The organism is Enterobacter sp. C4G1 (genome assembly GCF_052886895.1).
The window spans coordinates 1375419-1389950 of sequence record NZ_JBQVVV010000001.1 but is presented as its reverse complement, the minus strand read 5'-3'; the positions used below and the strand labels follow the sequence as shown (position 1 = coordinate 1389950).

12 protein-coding genes are annotated in these 14532 nt (G+C 54.1%); 5 read left to right on the top strand and 7 right to left on the bottom strand.

Annotated elements, in window-relative coordinates; translation table 11 throughout:
- Positions 1–50: 50 nt before the first annotated feature.
- The gene (gene malK / locus ACT9TW_RS06635) at positions 51–1160 is read right to left on the bottom strand and encodes a maltose/maltodextrin ABC transporter ATP-binding protein MalK (protein ID WP_446491935.1); all 1110 of its coding nucleotides are present in this window, start codon (positions 1158–1160) and stop codon (positions 51–53) included.
- Positions 1161–1531: 371 nt separating this feature from the next.
- Here malK and malE point away from each other — a divergent pair, with 371 nt between their 5' ends.
- The 3 genes from malE to malG all read left to right on the top strand — a co-directional run bounded on the left by malE (position 1532) and on the right by malG (position 5290).
- Complete coding sequence (gene malE / locus ACT9TW_RS06630; RefSeq protein WP_182063284.1) at positions 1532–2722, top strand: maltose/maltodextrin ABC transporter substrate-binding protein MalE; 1191 nt, start codon at positions 1532–1534, stop codon at positions 2720–2722.
- 121 nt (positions 2723–2843) lie between these two features.
- Entirely contained in the window at positions 2844–4385 is a 1542-nt protein-coding gene (gene malF, locus ACT9TW_RS06625; protein WP_446491934.1) for a maltose ABC transporter permease MalF, read from the top strand.
- 14 nt (positions 4386–4399) lie between these two features.
- Positions 4400–5290 (top strand): maltose ABC transporter permease MalG, encoded by an 891-nt coding sequence (malG, locus tag ACT9TW_RS06620; RefSeq protein ID WP_182063282.1) that lies wholly within the window; start codon positions 4400–4402, stop codon positions 5288–5290.
- Positions 5291–5386: 96 nt separating this feature from the next.
- On the opposite strand, the gene psiE is transcribed toward malG, so the two are convergent.
- The 6 genes from psiE to pgi all read right to left on the bottom strand — a co-directional run bounded on the left by psiE (position 5387) and on the right by pgi (position 11767).
- On the bottom strand, positions 5387–5797 hold the full coding sequence (psiE, locus tag ACT9TW_RS06615; RefSeq protein WP_000202963.1) for a phosphate-starvation-inducible protein PsiE: 411 nt from the start codon (positions 5795–5797) through the stop codon (positions 5387–5389).
- Between the two features lie 179 nt (positions 5798–5976).
- On the bottom strand, positions 5977–8073 hold the full coding sequence (locus ACT9TW_RS06610; RefSeq protein ID WP_446491933.1) for a YjbH domain-containing protein: 2097 nt from the start codon (positions 8071–8073) through the stop codon (positions 5977–5979).
- Complete coding sequence (locus ACT9TW_RS06605; RefSeq protein ID WP_446491932.1) at positions 8073–8810, bottom strand: capsule biosynthesis GfcC D2 domain-containing protein; 738 nt, start codon at positions 8808–8810, stop codon at positions 8073–8075. Before ACT9TW_RS06605 ends, ACT9TW_RS06610 begins: the two co-directional genes overlap by 1 nt.
- A complete protein-coding gene (locus tag ACT9TW_RS06600) occupies positions 8807–9445 on the bottom strand; it encodes a YjbF family lipoprotein (protein WP_446491931.1) in 639 nt (212 codons plus the stop codon). Before ACT9TW_RS06600 ends, ACT9TW_RS06605 begins: the two co-directional genes overlap by 4 nt.
- A gap of 63 nt (positions 9446–9508) precedes the next feature.
- Entirely contained in the window at positions 9509–9751 is a 243-nt protein-coding gene (gene yjbE, locus ACT9TW_RS06595) for an exopolysaccharide production protein YjbE (RefSeq protein WP_446491930.1), read from the bottom strand.
- 366 nt (positions 9752–10117) lie between these two features.
- Complete coding sequence (gene pgi, locus ACT9TW_RS06590) at positions 10118–11767, bottom strand: glucose-6-phosphate isomerase (protein ID WP_446491929.1); 1650 nt, start codon at positions 11765–11767, stop codon at positions 10118–10120.
- A 374-nt stretch (positions 11768–12141) separates the two neighbouring features.
- Between pgi and lysC the strand changes: the two genes are divergently transcribed.
- Together lysC and panS are read left to right on the top strand one after the other, a co-directional pair.
- Positions 12142–13491, top strand: a complete 1350-nt coding sequence (gene lysC / locus ACT9TW_RS06585; protein WP_182063277.1) for a lysine-sensitive aspartokinase 3 — start codon at positions 12142–12144, stop codon at positions 13489–13491.
- Between the two features lie 93 nt (positions 13492–13584).
- Complete coding sequence (panS, locus tag ACT9TW_RS06580; RefSeq protein WP_182063276.1) at positions 13585–14529, top strand: ketopantoate/pantoate/pantothenate transporter PanS; 945 nt, start codon at positions 13585–13587, stop codon at positions 14527–14529.
- The last annotated feature ends 3 nt before the right edge of the window (positions 14530–14532 follow it).

The following is a 14532-nucleotide window of genomic DNA, read 5'->3' as shown; positions in this document are numbered from 1 at the left end:
TTTTCTTTGAACACTTCACCTGATGGTTTCGTGTCTTTTATTGGGATTGCTTAAACGCCTGGCTCTTTGTGCAGCCGACGACATGCAGTGCCATCCTCACGGAACAGATGGCAACGCTCTGGCGGCAAGCCGATAGCGAATGTGGCACCCTCTTCTACCAACACCACGTCATTCTGGCGGTAAACCAGGTTCTGACGGATGGCGGGGATCTGGATATGAATCTGTGTTTCGTGACCAAGCTGTTCTACAACCTGAACTTCACCTTCCAGCGTCACATCAGCGATGTGGCTCGGCAGTAAATGTTCAGGGCGAATTCCGAGGGACATATTCGCCCCTACCTGTACGTTGGCGCTGTCAACGGGCAGCCAGACTTGCTGGCGGTTTGGCAGCTCCACCTGTACCTGTTCAATCGCGGTGGCTGTCACTTTGACCGGCAGGAAGTTCATCTTTGGCGAGCCAATAAAGCCCGCAACAAAGCGGTCTGCCGGGTAGTGATAAAGCTCCAGCGGTTTGCCCACCTGCGCCACGCGACCGGCGTCCAGCACCACAATCTTGTCGGCCAGGGTCATCGCTTCGACCTGATCGTGGGTGACATAAACCATGGTGCGGCCAAGGCGCTTGTGCAGACGGGAGATTTCGATACGCATCTGGACGCGCAGTGCGGCATCCAGGTTAGAAAGAGGTTCATCAAGCAGGAACACACGTGGTTCTGCCACCAGCGTACGGCCAATTGCCACACGCTGACGCTGACCACCGGAGAGCGCTTTCGGTTTACGCTCCAGCAGGTGCGCCAGCTGTAAAACTTCGGCGACCTGAGTCACACGCTGGTTAATCACCTCTTTTTTCGCCCCTGCCAGCTTCAGGCCAAATGACATGTTTTCGGCAACGGACAGGTGCGGATAAAGTGCATAAGACTGGAACACCATGCCTACACCACGTTCGGCAGGCGGGATGTCGTTCATACGGGTTTCACCAATGAACAAATCGCCACTGGTGATCGTTTCAAGACCGGCAATCATACGCAGCAGAGTAGATTTACCGCAGCCTGATGGGCCAACAAACACCACAAACTCACCTTCGGTGATGTCCAGATTGATGTCTTTCGACACCACTACGTCGCCCCAGGCTTTCGTTACATTACGCAGCTGTACGCTCGCCATGCCCTTCTCCCTTCGTTACAACCTGTCACCGACAGAAACATTCAAGATAAGTTCACTATGGGGTATCCATAACTTTCGTGAATCCTCCACCCCCGGCTTTTTTATGGGGGAGGAGACGGGAGGATGAGAGAGCAGGCTCTGCGACCGCGTCTGGGGCGCTGATACTAAAATCGTGAAGCGGCCTGCAAAATTCAGTGTGTTTTTATGTGCGCCAGCACTCATAACTTAAATTTATGCAACAGAGATCACACAAACAGGGGGTGGGGCGTAGGGCTCAGGAGGATGGAAAGAGGATGTCAAATAAGGAGACTGAGTCACGTTGAACCACCTCAGTGTATCCACGAGCACATCACCAAAAAAGGATGGCAGATATGAAGATCAAGACTGGCGCACGCGTTTTCGCATTGTCCGCCCTGGCAGCAATGATGATTTCCGCACCGGCTCTCGCCAAAATTGAAGAAGGTAAGCTGGTTATCTGGATTAACGGCGATAAAGGCTATAACGGCCTGGCCGAAGTGGGTAAAAAATTCGAGAAAGACACGGGTATCAAAGTCACCATTGAACACCCGGATAAACTGGAAGAGAAATTCCCACAGGTTGCTGCAACGGGCGATGGTCCGGACATCATCTTCTGGGCGCATGACCGTTTCGGCGGTTACGCACAATCTGGCCTGCTGGCTGAAGTTACGCCAGACAAAGCGTTCCAGGACAAACTGTTCCCGTTCACCTGGGATGCCGTTCGCTATAACGGCAAGCTGATCGCCTACCCAATCGCAGTTGAAGCCCTCTCTCTGATCTACAACAAAGACCTAGTGCCAAACCCACCGAAAACCTGGGAAGAGATCCCTGCTCTGGATAAAGCGCTGAAGGCGAAAGGTAAATCTGCGCTGATGTTCAACCTGCAAGAACCGTACTTCACCTGGCCGCTGATTGCCGCCGACGGTGGTTACGCGTTCAAATTTGCAAACGGCAAGTATGACGTGAAAGACGTGGGCGTGGACAGCGCTGGCGCGAAAGCAGGTCTGACCTTCCTGGTTGACCTTATCAAGAACAAACACATGAACGCCGATACCGATTACTCCATCGCGGAAGCTGCGTTCAACAAAGGCGAAACCGCGATGACCATCAACGGTCCGTGGGCCTGGACCAACATCGACAAGAGCAAAATCAACTACGGCGTAACGCTGCTGCCAACCTTCAAAGGCAAGCCGTCTAAACCGTTCGTTGGCGTGCTGAGCGCAGGTATCAACGCCGCCAGCCCGAACAAAGAGCTGGCGAAAGAGTTCCTGGAAAACTACCTGCTGACCGATCAGGGTCTGGATGAAGTGAACAAGGACAAACCGCTGGGTGCTGTTGCGCTGAAATCCTTCCAGGATCATTTAGCAAAAGACCCACGTATCGCGGCGACCATGGATAACGCCCAGAAAGGCGAAATCATGCCGAACATCCCACAGATGGCCGCATTCTGGTATGCCACCCGTACTGCGGTTATCAACGCCGCAAGCGGTCGTCAGACTGTCGATGCTGCGCTGAAAGATGCTCAGGGTCGTATCACCAAGTAAGTCAGAAAAACGGCGGGTGGCGCTTGCGCTTACCCGCCCTACGACTACGGCACGATCCGTAGGTCAGGTAAGCGTAGCGCCACCTGACAATAAGTTTTCACCGTTGTAGAGGAAGAACCCCATGGATGTCATTAAAAAGAAACACTGGTGGCAAAGTGACACACTGAAATGGTCAGTGATTGGTCTGTTATGCCTGCTGGTGGGCTACTTGATTGTTTTAATGTACGTACAGGGGGAGTACCTGTTCGCCATCGTGACGCTGATTTTAAGCTCTGCTGGCCTGTATATTTTCGCTAATCGTAAAGCCTATGCATGGCGTTACGTTTATCCGGGTGTCGCCGGGATGGGGCTGTTCGTCCTGTTCCCGCTGATTTGTACCATTGCTATCGCCTTCACCAACTACAGCAGCACCAACCAGCTGGCGCAAGAACGCGCAACGCAGGTGCTTATGGACCGCTCATACCAGGCGGGTAAAACCTTCAACTTCGGCCTGTATCCTGCGGGCGATGAGTGGAAGTTAGCACTCACTGACGAAGAGAGCGGTAAAAGCTTTGTTTCCGACACGTTCAAATTCGGCGGCGAACAGAAGCTGGCCTTAAAAGAGGCAGCCCTGCCGGAAGGTGAACGCGCCAACCTGCGAATCATTACCCAGAACCGCCTGGCACTGACCCAGTTGACTGCCATGCTGCCCGATGAAAGCAAAGTGACCATGAGCTCACTGCGCCAGTTCTCCGGCACTCAGCCGCTTTACACACTGGCCAATGACGGCACGCTGACTAACAGCCAGAGCGGCGTGAAATATCGCCCGAACAACGACATTGGTTTCTATCAGTCCATCACTGCCGATGGCAAATGGGGTGATGACAAACTCAGCCCGGGCTATACCGTGACCATCGGCTGGGACAACTTTGCCCGCGTCTTTACCGATGAAGGCATTCAAAAACCCTTCTTCGCCATCTTTGTCTGGACGGTCGTCTTCTCGGTGCTGACCGTGATCCTGACCGTTGCCGTGGGCATGGTGCTGGCGTGTCTCGTGCAGTGGGAATCCCTGAAAGGCAAAGCGATATACCGCGTGCTGCTTATCCTGCCGTATGCCGTACCATCGTTTATCTCGATTCTGATTTTCAAAGGGCTGTTTAACCAGAGCTTTGGTGAAATCAACATGATGCTGAGCGCACTGTTCGGTATCAAACCGGCCTGGTTCAGCGACCCGACGACGGCCCGTTCGATGATTATCATCGTGAACACCTGGCTGGGTTATCCGTACATGATGATCCTGTGCATGGGCCTGCTGAAAGCTATCCCGGACGACCTGTACGAAGCCTCGGCAATGGATGGCGCTGGCCCGTTCCAGAACTTCTTTAAAATCACGCTGCCACTGCTTATTAAGCCGCTGACGCCGCTGATGATTGCCAGCTTTGCATTTAACTTTAACAACTTCGTACTGATTCAGCTGTTGACCAACGGCGGCCCTGACCGTCTTGGCACCACAACGCCTGCAGGCTATACCGACCTGCTCGTGAGCTACACCTACCGTATCGCCTTCGAAGGCGGCGGGGGTCAGGACTTCGGTCTGGCGGCGGCGATTGCCACCCTGATCTTCCTGCTGGTAGGTGCTCTGGCGATTGTGAACCTGAAAGCTACACGAATGAAATTTGACTAAGGAGGGCACTGACTATGTCTATGGTTCAACCCAAATCTCAGAAGCTGCGCCTCTTCGCGACGCATTTAGGCCTGCTGATTTTTATCGCGGCAATTATGTTCCCGCTGCTGATGGTCATCGCCATCTCCCTGCGCTCGGGTAACTTTGCGACAGGTAGCCTGATCCCGGATGAAATCTCCTGGGAACACTGGAAGTTAGCGCTTGGCTTTAGCGTGGAACATGCGGATGGCCGCGTCACGCCGCCACCGTTCCCGGTGCTGCTGTGGCTGTGGAACTCGATAAAAATCGCCGGGATCACCGCGATTGGTATCGTCACGCTCTCAACCACCTGTGCGTATGCTTTCGCCCGTATGCGCTTCCCGGGCAAAGCTACACTGCTGAAAGGGATGTTGATTTTCCAGATGTTCCCGGCGGTACTGTCTCTGGTCGCCTTGTATGCCTTGTTTGACCGCCTTGGGCAGTATGTGCCGTTTATCGGCCTGAACACGCACGGCGGCGTGATCTTCGCCTATCTTGGCGGTATCGCACTGCATGTGTGGACCATCAAAGGGTATTTCGAAACCATCGACAACTCGCTGGAAGAAGCGGCGGCGCTGGATGGCGCAACCCCATGGCAGGCGTTCCGTCTGGTATTGCTGCCACTGTCGGTGCCTATCCTGGCGGTGGTGTTTATCCTGTCGTTTATCGCCGCTATCACCGAAGTACCGGTCGCGTCTCTGTTACTGCGCGATGTGAACAGCTACACCCTGGCGGTAGGGATGCAGCAATACCTCAACCCGCAAAACTACCTGTGGGGCGACTTTGCTGCGGCAGCTGTACTCTCTGCCATCCCGATTACCGTGGTGTTCCTGCTGGCGCAGCGCTGGCTGGTTAACGGCCTGACGGCGGGCGGTGTAAAAGGTTAAGTTTCATTGTGTTATGCCACTGCAACCCTCAACTTTGACGTATTGTATTGACCCAACTTGTGACTGTTGTTAGGCGCTCTTCGGAGCGCCCTTTTTTTATTCTCGTTTCAGCCGTTTAGAGTTGCACAGCCAGAGGGTGATAACCAAAAGCAGGATCGCCGCCGAGTAGATCAGCACATCCAGGGGAGATTTATGATCGACGATGATCAGCCGCACTATCGCCGTGATCCCAATGTAGACAAAATAGCGTAGCGGGAAGTGAAAGCCTGACTGAAAATACTTCACAATCAGGGCGATAAATTCAAAGTAGAGAAAGTAGACCACCAGTCCTTCTACCAGCGCATATTTGCTGGTTTGTTCAGGGGCGAACAGCACATCCGCCAGATGCACCGTTTCTTTTCCCAGAAAGACGACCAGTATCAGACCAAGGCTCAGCAGACCGAGATTCAGCACGGTCTGGAGGATTGTTGAGATAAACTCAACGCGCGGACGAGTCAAGGATGTCATACAGCACCTCATTCTCCAGGGCGAGGTTCCTGTATAACGCAAAAATGTGACGGAGATCTATATTTTTTGTTTATGTTTTGTCCGCATGAGCATTCTTGCCGGGCGGCACTGCGTTTGCCCGGCCTACAAAAAACACTATCGTAGGCCCGGTAAGCGCAGCGCCACCGGGCAAACAAACATCAGCGGAAGTTAATGTTCTTATCGCTGGTCATGTCGTACAGCTGGAACTTACGCCCAAGTTGCTGGCCACCGTCACGCGTGAGTGGCGTCCAGCCGATTGCCGCGCGGCTGCGCGTCGCACCGGTGGAGAACAGATCCAGCGGAATCGATACATACACCCCTTTGGTGAAGTCCCCTTCCCCGTATTCATCCGGTGACACGTTGGTGATAGTGGCATAACCGCCCACCACAACACCGCTGTCGAAGTGTTTAGAGATATCCAGCGTACCGCCTTTATCCCCCGCCAGATACTGCCCGACGCTGGCTTTGACCAGCACATCCGGTGCGAACGATGGCGTCCAGTAGGCCGTCAGATGGCCTGTTTTGACGCTGTAATCGGTGAACTTCATCATGTCCTGCGCACTGCGCCAGTCACGCTGTTTCACGTAGTTGGCATCCACTCCAAACGCCCAGTTGCTGTCAACAGGACGGTAAAGCACCTCTGCCCCCGCGCCGCCGTACATAGTTTCCAGATAGCCACCGTACACCTGGCCGTAGAAACCGTTGCCGAAGTACTGGAAATAGTTCGCCTGGAGGTTATTCACATAGGCATTATTCTGCACGTACTCACGCACGCGTGTACGCACGCGCGGCAACTTCGAGTCGTTTGGCGGGTTGGTGTAGTTGAATTTGTCGTAGTTGTTGGCGATGTTGCCAAACAGACTACCGGTGGTCAGCAGATGGTCAGTAACCCACAGATCCGCCGTGGCCATTACGCCCAGCTGATACATGTAGAAATTTTCCGGCCCGCCGACGGACTGGTTCAGCACCGGATCGATATGGAAATCAAAGCGCGATTTATCGATATACCAGCCCTGCTCGGTGGTATCAGGCACAACGGGCTCAATGCGTTTTTGCACCAGCTCGGTTTCATGGCCCAACGGTTCACCTTCCAGATGGCGTTTCAGGCTGGCCACATCCGTTTCCGTGGTCACCTGCGGTAAATTAAGGCGGTTTTCCGTGACGCGGATCGTGCGGATCCCGTCCGGCAGATCGTTCATGATTATCCGGTTGGCGCGCTCGATCCCTTCACGCGAGTCACGGTATTTCACCTGCTCGCCGGTGACGTAAAGCGTGTCGCCTTTCACCTGAATTTTCGGATCCGCCAGGCCCGCGTTGTATTTCAGCAGCGTAAGCTGGTTGGCCACCACGGAGTGCTGAATAATGGCGTCCTGCGGCTCCGGCCGATATGCAGGCCGTGCGTTGTCGTTGTAATGCGGCCGCATATCATTGAAGTTGGTGCGCAGGGTGAAACCAAACATCACGGTGTTACCGCGCTCATAGCTGAGGTTAACGTCGGCCCAATCGGTGACGCGGTAAATGGCGCCGACGTTAAACTTGCTCTTCTGCTCAATCTTCCCGGCGAAATCGTCGCTGTAGTTATTCCCTTCGTACTCCAGCTTGAGGCGTAATGGCTGCCACGGCGTCTGGTATTCTACGCCGCCAAACAGTGAGGCCGGGCCATGGAACATCTGGTCGCCGTTGATGGAGCCGGCTTTCTGGTAGCTGTTGTCGCGATAACAATATTTGTCGCTGTAGGAACAGAACGGGTTTTTCACGTTACCGCTGGTGCCGAGATACCCCCAGCCCATACCCAGCGAGAAATCAAACGGGCCCCAGGCTTTGCTGGCAACAATATACTCCGCATCAAACAAGCCCGTACCACCGATATCCCGCGCCCCCACGGACACTTGCGGCATCCAGTAGCTCTCTTCCCACAAGCGCAGTTTGACGTCGAAGGCTTTATCTTTGTAGGTCTGGTCGCCGGAGAATGCCTCTACGCTGCTGTATTTTTTGGTGCGCACATCGGTATAACGCAGAGTGGTTTCAAGCCATGGAAACAGCTGCACAGAAGCAGAGTAATAACGGTACTGATCGTTATCGCGATAGTTAAGGCTCAGTTCCCCTTCACGCGCCATGCGTGCCGTGGGCGTTTGCATTAACCCGACACCGCCGAAGTCCGATTGCGATGGACCAACAGGCGCCGGATACGTTTCTGCATGGCAGGCAGCGCTTACGCACAGCGCCAACATGCTGTAGAGATAAGTTCTTTTCATTAATCCGGTATCCGCTGCATCAGGGTGTGAAGGATATCGGCGTTGAGTCCGTCATATGCCTTCGTCCAGAAGTGGTCGGCAAAGCCGACAAAAATCACGCTGCCGGGCATGGGTTCGATATGGCGTTTGTTCCAGTAGGCCACGGGGACTTTTTGCCTGCGCCCGTCGGGATAAACCACCCAGGCGTAGCTGTTATCCGCACCGCTCAACGCGCTCTGCTCATCAAGGTAACTCGCCACATCGCGCCCTGGCGTGAAAGGCTTTTTACCCGGACTGCTGACAAGCCCCATCACGGTGATGGTTGAAGGCTGAGCCGGGAGCCAGAGCGTGTACTCCCCTTCGAGCGTTGGGTTGCCGTTCTCTGCCACTCTCACCGCATCCGGGTCGAGATTGATCTGCTGGCGGCCGGTTATCTTCAGCGTCTGCATCTGCTGGCGAACGCTGTTGATTGCCGCCGCGTCATCGCCATCTTCCTGTTCTGCAAGGCCGGTAAGCCTTGCGAGCAACGCGCGCTGTTTTTGTTCTGCCAGCACCGTTGCCTGACGCTCGCTGATAACAGCACCGGGCCACCAGCTGTTTGCAAGCCTTGGCTGGCCGACAAGATCAAGCAGATGCCCGGCATTGGTTAAGGTTTTGGGTTGTGTGCTGTCAGGCGTGTAAACCTTCACCGTGCCCGCAGACCAGGCCAGCGGCGCGGCAAGGCACAGGATCAGCGCCATGCTAGTGCGGATTTTCATGGTTTCGCCACCTTGATCAGAGTGGTTTTTACCGGGAAGAAATTAGCGCCGAGATACTGTAGTGACTGGCGTATCTGCCCTTCTTCATCCACCCAGTAGCGGTTATGCCAGCTTGCCTGGTCGGTCGTGACCGCTTCATCCAGCACGCGAACCTGGGTTTCATCACTGCCGACCCTTACGCTGTCCGTACCGTCCCAGCGGAATACAGAGTGTGCCGTGGCGTAGCGCACCTGTTTGTGTTCCGTCCAGCCCATCGTGCGCGTCCAGCTTGCGCCGTCGGTTACCTGATTCGGCTTGATGAGCGGGTCGGCCGCAAGGTTGTTGACCTCAAGCAGGTTGTCGCCGCCGAGCAGCGTTTTTACGATGCGACCATGCTGCGTCACGATGGTGGCCTGATCCTGCGTCACCCATTTCTGCTGCCCGTTTTCATCGAAAGCGAGCACCACAAACAGCTGCGGGCCATCGTTTAACTGCATGTACTGGCTGGCATAGGGCATGTTCTGGATATCGTCATCGGTAAGATGCACGCCAGGCGTACCAAACAGGCTGTCCCACAGCGAGTTTCCCAGCCCTTTAGTGGTGGCTGAACACGCCTGTAAAAGCAGGCAAATCATGATGATTGCAGGTCGCTTCACGACTCTTCTCCGAAGGGGCGAAATAACCACACCGAAGTGTGGTTATGATTAAAACACCCGGTATTACTGGGTGCTGGTCGTCGTGGTGGTCGTGGTTCCGGTATTGGAGCCATCACCGCCACCGGTTGCCGCCAGCGCGACACCCACGGCTGAACTTACGGTGCTGGTGCTGGCTGCGGTAGAACTCCCCGCAGACGCAGACGTCGCTGCCAACCCTGCCGCTTCCCCGACCTGAACCGGAGCCGCATATACAGATGTCGCCGCAAGCGCAGATATGGCAAAAATGCCATACAGTACTTTCTTCATAACAATTTCCCTTCATTGAATGAATGGAGATGTGCCCAAAAAGAATTTCGAGCGGAATCGAGTATACACAACTAAAGCAGAGGGATTGCCGTGCAGGTAAATAGAGAGGGAGTTTTCAGAATATTGGATATTTGCGATGCAAAAGAATAATTAAAATAATACAAAATCATCTTTATTCAGCAAGTTATAATAGAAACCAGCCAGTTTCATTCTCCGTATATTCCTAAAATAAACCGCAGTGATTAACAGGTCAACGGCCTTTTTCAGATTAAACTCATCACGGGAATTTGAGTTAAATAACAGACATCAGGAATTATCCGATAAAAAAATGCCGGCATTTCGCCGGCATTTTTCATGACATATTAATTATGAACGCCATGCTTTATAACGGTTAATCAAACCATTTGTAGAACTGTCGTGGCTGTTAATCGCTTTGTCGTCACCCAGCTCAGGCAGAATGCGGTTTGCCAACTGTTTGCCCAGCTCAACGCCCCACTGGTCAAAGGTGAAGATGTTCAGGATCGCGCCCTGAGTAAAGATTTTGTGCTCATACAGGGCAATCAGCGCACCCAGGCTGAACGGGGTGATTTCGCGCAGCAGGATAGAGTTGGTTGGGCGGTTGCCTTCGAACACTTTGAACGGCACAACGTGATCCAGGGTCGCCGGATCTTTACCCTGGTCGCGGTATTCCTGTTCAACCACGTCGCGGGACTTGCCGAACGCCAGCGCTTCAGTCTGAGCGAAGAAGTTAGACAGCAGTTTCGGATGGTGATCCGACAGCGGGTTATGAGTAATAGCAGGCGCGATGAAATCGCACGGTACCATCTTGGTGCCCTGGTGGATCAACTGGTAGAACGCATGTTGGCCGTTGGTGCCTGGCTCGCCCCAGATGATTGGGCCAGTCTGGTAGTCCACGGCATTGCCGTTACGGTCAACGTATTTACCGTTGGATTCCATGTTGCCCTGCTGGAAGTAGGCAGCAAAGCGGTGCATGTACTGGTCGTATGGCAGGATGGCTTCGGTTTCAGCGCCGAAGAAGTTGTTGTACCAGATACCAATCAGCGCCAGCAGCACTGGCAGGTTTTTCTCAGGCGCGGTGGACGCGAAGTGTTTATCCATCGCATGTGCGCCGGAAAGCAGCTCAACGAAGTTGTCAAAGCCAACAGACAGGATGATGGACAAACCGATTGCAGACCACAGAGAGTAACGGCCACCAACCCAGTCCCAGAACTCGAACATGTTTGCCGTGTCGATACCGAACTCGCCAACCGCTTTACCGTTGGTAGACAGCGCGGCGAAGTGTTTCGCAACGTGCTTGTTGTCACCTGCGGTTTCCAGGAACCAGTCACGCGCGCTATGGGCGTTGGTCATGGTTTCCTGCGTGGTGAAGGTTTTAGACGCCACCAGGAACAGGGTGGTTTCCGGGTTCACGTTCTTCAGCACTTCAGCGATGTGTGTACCATCAACGTTAGAAACGAAGTGCATGTTGAGGTGGTTTTTGTACGGGCGCAGCGCTTCGGTCACCATGAATGGACCGAGGTCTGAACCGCCGATACCGATGTTCACCACGTCAGTGATGGCTTTACCGGTGTAGCCTTTCCAGCTACCAGAGATGATCGCTTCAGAGAAGGCTTTCATCTTCTCCAGCACCGCGTTCACTTCCGGCATCACATCTTTGCCATCGACGATGATTGGAGTATTGCTACGGTTACGCAGTGCAACGTGCAGCACAGCGCGGTCTTCGGTGCGGTTGATCTTCTCACCAGAGAACATGGATTTAATGGCATCGCTGAGCGCGGTTTCTTTCGCCAGATCCTGCAATTTTGCCAGTGTCTCTTCGGTAATGCGGTTTTTGGAGAAGTCCACCAGCATCAGGTCGTCGAAGGTCGCGGAGAACTTGTTGAAACGATCGGCATCTTTCGCGAACAGATCCGCGATAGTGACGTCTTTCATTTCATCAAAATGTTTCTGTAGTGCCTGCCAGGCAGCGGTCTGCGTTGGGTTGATGTTTTTCATTAGCAATACTCTTCTGATTTGAGAATTGTGACTGCGGTCGATTGTAGCGCCTGCAAATAAAAATTGTGATGGTTTTTATGCCATTGCCCTGGCCTGCATCAAACGCAGGTGAAAAGACCCGAAAAGTATAGCTGCTAAAACCTGCCCCCGAGGGGGTTGAATGTCGTTCAGAACGTCCTGATTTGCAGAATAAAATAGCGGCTTGTTATAAGTCCTGTTACTGAGGGGTGCCCCCCCATGAAAAATCCGCATAATCCCAGCATTGACAGGACCTCCCCCACATTTTATTTATAGGGCCGTATTTGCGCCTGCACCTGTTTTCGTTTCATTCTTGTGCCAAGGTCGCTTTATTCATTCCCTGACACGAGGTTGTTATGACGAGTTTTGTGGTCGCTAAGTTTGGCGGCACCAGTGTGGCTGATTACGATGCCATGAACCGCAGCGCCGATGTGGTGCTAGCCGATCCGAATGCCCGCCTGGTGGTGCTTTCTGCATCCGCTGGCGTGACGAACCTGCTGGTTTCTCTGTCTGAAGGACTGGAAGCGACAGAACGTTTCGTTAAGCTGGATGCACTGCGCAAAATTCAGTTCGACATCCTTGAACGCCTGCAGAACCCGAACGTCATCCGCGAGGAAGTGGAACGTCTGCTGGAAAACATCACCACCCTGGCAGAAGCCGCCTCTCTGGCAACCTCCACCGCCCTGACCGACGAACTGGTCAGCCATGGTGAACTGATGTCCACTCTGCTGTTTGTGGAAATCATGCGCGAACGTAACATTCAGGCGCAGTGGTTTGACGTGCGTAAAGTGATGCGTACCAGCGATCGCTTTGGCCGCGCCGAACCGGACGTTGAAGCGCTGGCCGAGCTGACTACTCAGCAGCTGGCACCACGTCTGGCAGAGGGTATCGTTATCACCCAGGGCTTTATCGGTAGCGAAGCGAAAGGCCGTACTACAACGCTTGGCCGTGGTGGCAGCGACTACACCGCCGCACTGCTGGGTGAAGCACTGCACGCTACCCGTGTGGATATCTGGACTGACGTTCCGGGCATTTACACCACCGACCCGCGCGTCGTTTCCGCAGCGAAACGAATTGATGTGATCGCATTTGAAGAAGCGGCGGAAATGGCCACCTTCGGCGCGAAAGTGCTGCACCCTGCAACGCTGCTGCCAGCCGTGCGCAGCGATATTCCGGTGTTCGTCGGCTCCAGTAAAGATCCGAAAGCGGGTGGTACGCTGGTCTGTAAAAAAACGGAAAACCCACCGCTGTTCCGCGCGCTGGCCCTGCGTCGCCGCCAGACGCTGGTGACGCTCCATAGCCACAATATGCTGCATTCCCGCGGTTTCCTGGCGGAAGTGTTTAGCATTCTGGCACGCCATAATATCTCCGTGGATCTGATCACCACCTCCGAAGTGAGCATCGCGTTGACGCTGGATACCACCGGTTCAACTTCTACTGGCGATACCTTGCTGACGCAATCGCTGTTGATTGAGCTGTCGGAGCTGTGCCGTGTGGAAGTCGAAGAAAACCTGGCGCTGGTTGCCATCATCGGTAACAAGCTGTCACGCGCCTGTGGCGTGGGTAAAGAGGTCTTCGGCGTGCTCGACCCGTTCAACATCCGCATGATTTGCTACGGTGCATCCAGCTACAACCTTTGCTTCCTGGTGCCGGCCGATCAGGCAGAGCTTGTCGTGCAAAAACTTCATCAGAATTTGTTTGAATAAAATTCGTTAGCACGATAAACAATATCTATAAGCCGGGCACAGACCCGGCTTTTTCATAACTAAACAACACGACAATACTGCAAGGAATTAACTATGTTATCCGCCATCACCCGGCTGTTCCCGTTATGGGCACTGCTGCTCTCTGTACTCGCGTATTACACCCCCACCAGCTTCACGGGCATCGGCCCCTGGGTCACCACGCTGCTGATGCTGATTATGTTCGGCATGGGCGTGCACCTGAAAATTGACGACTTTAAACGCGTGCTGTCGCGCCCTGCACCTGTCGCGGCGGGTATTTTCCTGCACTATCTGGTGATGCCGCTCGCGGCCTGGCTGCTGGCAATGGCCTTTAAGATGCCGCCAGATTTATCCGCCGGGATGGTGCTGGTGGGCAGCGTGGCAAGCGGTACGGCATCCAACGTGATGATCTATCTGGCGAAAGGCGATGTTGCGCTCTCCGTGACCATCTCGTCCGCGTCTACTCTCGTGGGCGTGATTGCCACACCGCTGTTAACCCGCCTGTATGTCGATGCACATATTCAGGTAGACGTAATGGGGATGTTGCTCAGCATTCTGCAAATTGTGGTGATCCCGATTGCACTGGGGCTGGTTATCCACCATCTGTTCCCGCGCCTGGTGAAGGCGGTCGAACCCTGTCTGCCGGCGTTTTCGATGGTCTGTATTCTGGCAATCATCAGCGCCGTGGTAGCAGGCTCCGCCTCGCACATTGCGTCTGTCGGCTTTGTGGTGATCATTGCTGTGGTACTGCATAACACCATTGGCCTGCTGGGCGGCTACTGGGGCGGCAAACTGTTCGGCTTTGACGAATCTACCTGCCGCACGCTGGCGATTGAAGTGGGAATGCAAAACTCTGGCCTGGCCGCGGCACTCGGTAAAATCTACTTCTCGCCGCTGGCCGCCCTGCCTGGCGCGTTGTTCTCCGTCTGGCATAACCTTTCAGGCTCCCTGCTGGCAGGTTACTGGTCTGGTAAACCCATTGAAGAACAACCGAAAAAAGATGTGGTGAAACAAGGTTAATTT

Excerpts from the sequence above, each read along its gene's own strand:
- malE (WP_182063284.1), top strand. The coding sequence starts at position 1,532 with ATGAAGATCAAGACTGGCGCACGCGTTTTCGCATTGTCCGCCCTGGCA.
- pgi (WP_446491929.1), bottom strand. The coding sequence starts at position 11,767 with ATGAAAAACATCAACCCAACGCAGACCGCTGCCTGGCAGGCACTACAG.
- lysC (WP_182063277.1), top strand. The coding sequence starts at position 12,142 with ATGACGAGTTTTGTGGTCGCTAAGTTTGGCGGCACCAGTGTGGCTGAT.
- panS (WP_182063276.1), top strand. The coding sequence starts at position 13,585 with ATGTTATCCGCCATCACCCGGCTGTTCCCGTTATGGGCACTGCTGCTC.
- malK (WP_446491935.1), bottom strand. The coding sequence starts at position 1,160 with ATGGCGAGCGTACAGCTGCGTAATGTAACGAAAGCCTGGGGCGACGTA.
- yjbE (WP_446491930.1), bottom strand. The coding sequence starts at position 9,751 with ATGAAGAAAGTACTGTATGGCATTTTTGCCATATCTGCGCTTGCGGCG.
- ACT9TW_RS06605 (WP_446491932.1), bottom strand. The coding sequence starts at position 8,810 with ATGAAAATCCGCACTAGCATGGCGCTGATCCTGTGCCTTGCCGCGCCG.
- malF (WP_446491934.1), top strand. The coding sequence starts at position 2,844 with ATGGATGTCATTAAAAAGAAACACTGGTGGCAAAGTGACACACTGAAA.
- ACT9TW_RS06610 (WP_446491933.1), bottom strand. The coding sequence starts at position 8,073 with ATGAAAAGAACTTATCTCTACAGCATGTTGGCGCTGTGCGTAAGCGCT.
- malG (WP_182063282.1), top strand. The coding sequence starts at position 4,400 with ATGTCTATGGTTCAACCCAAATCTCAGAAGCTGCGCCTCTTCGCGACG.
- psiE (WP_000202963.1), bottom strand. The coding sequence starts at position 5,797 with ATGACATCCTTGACTCGTCCGCGCGTTGAGTTTATCTCAACAATCCTC.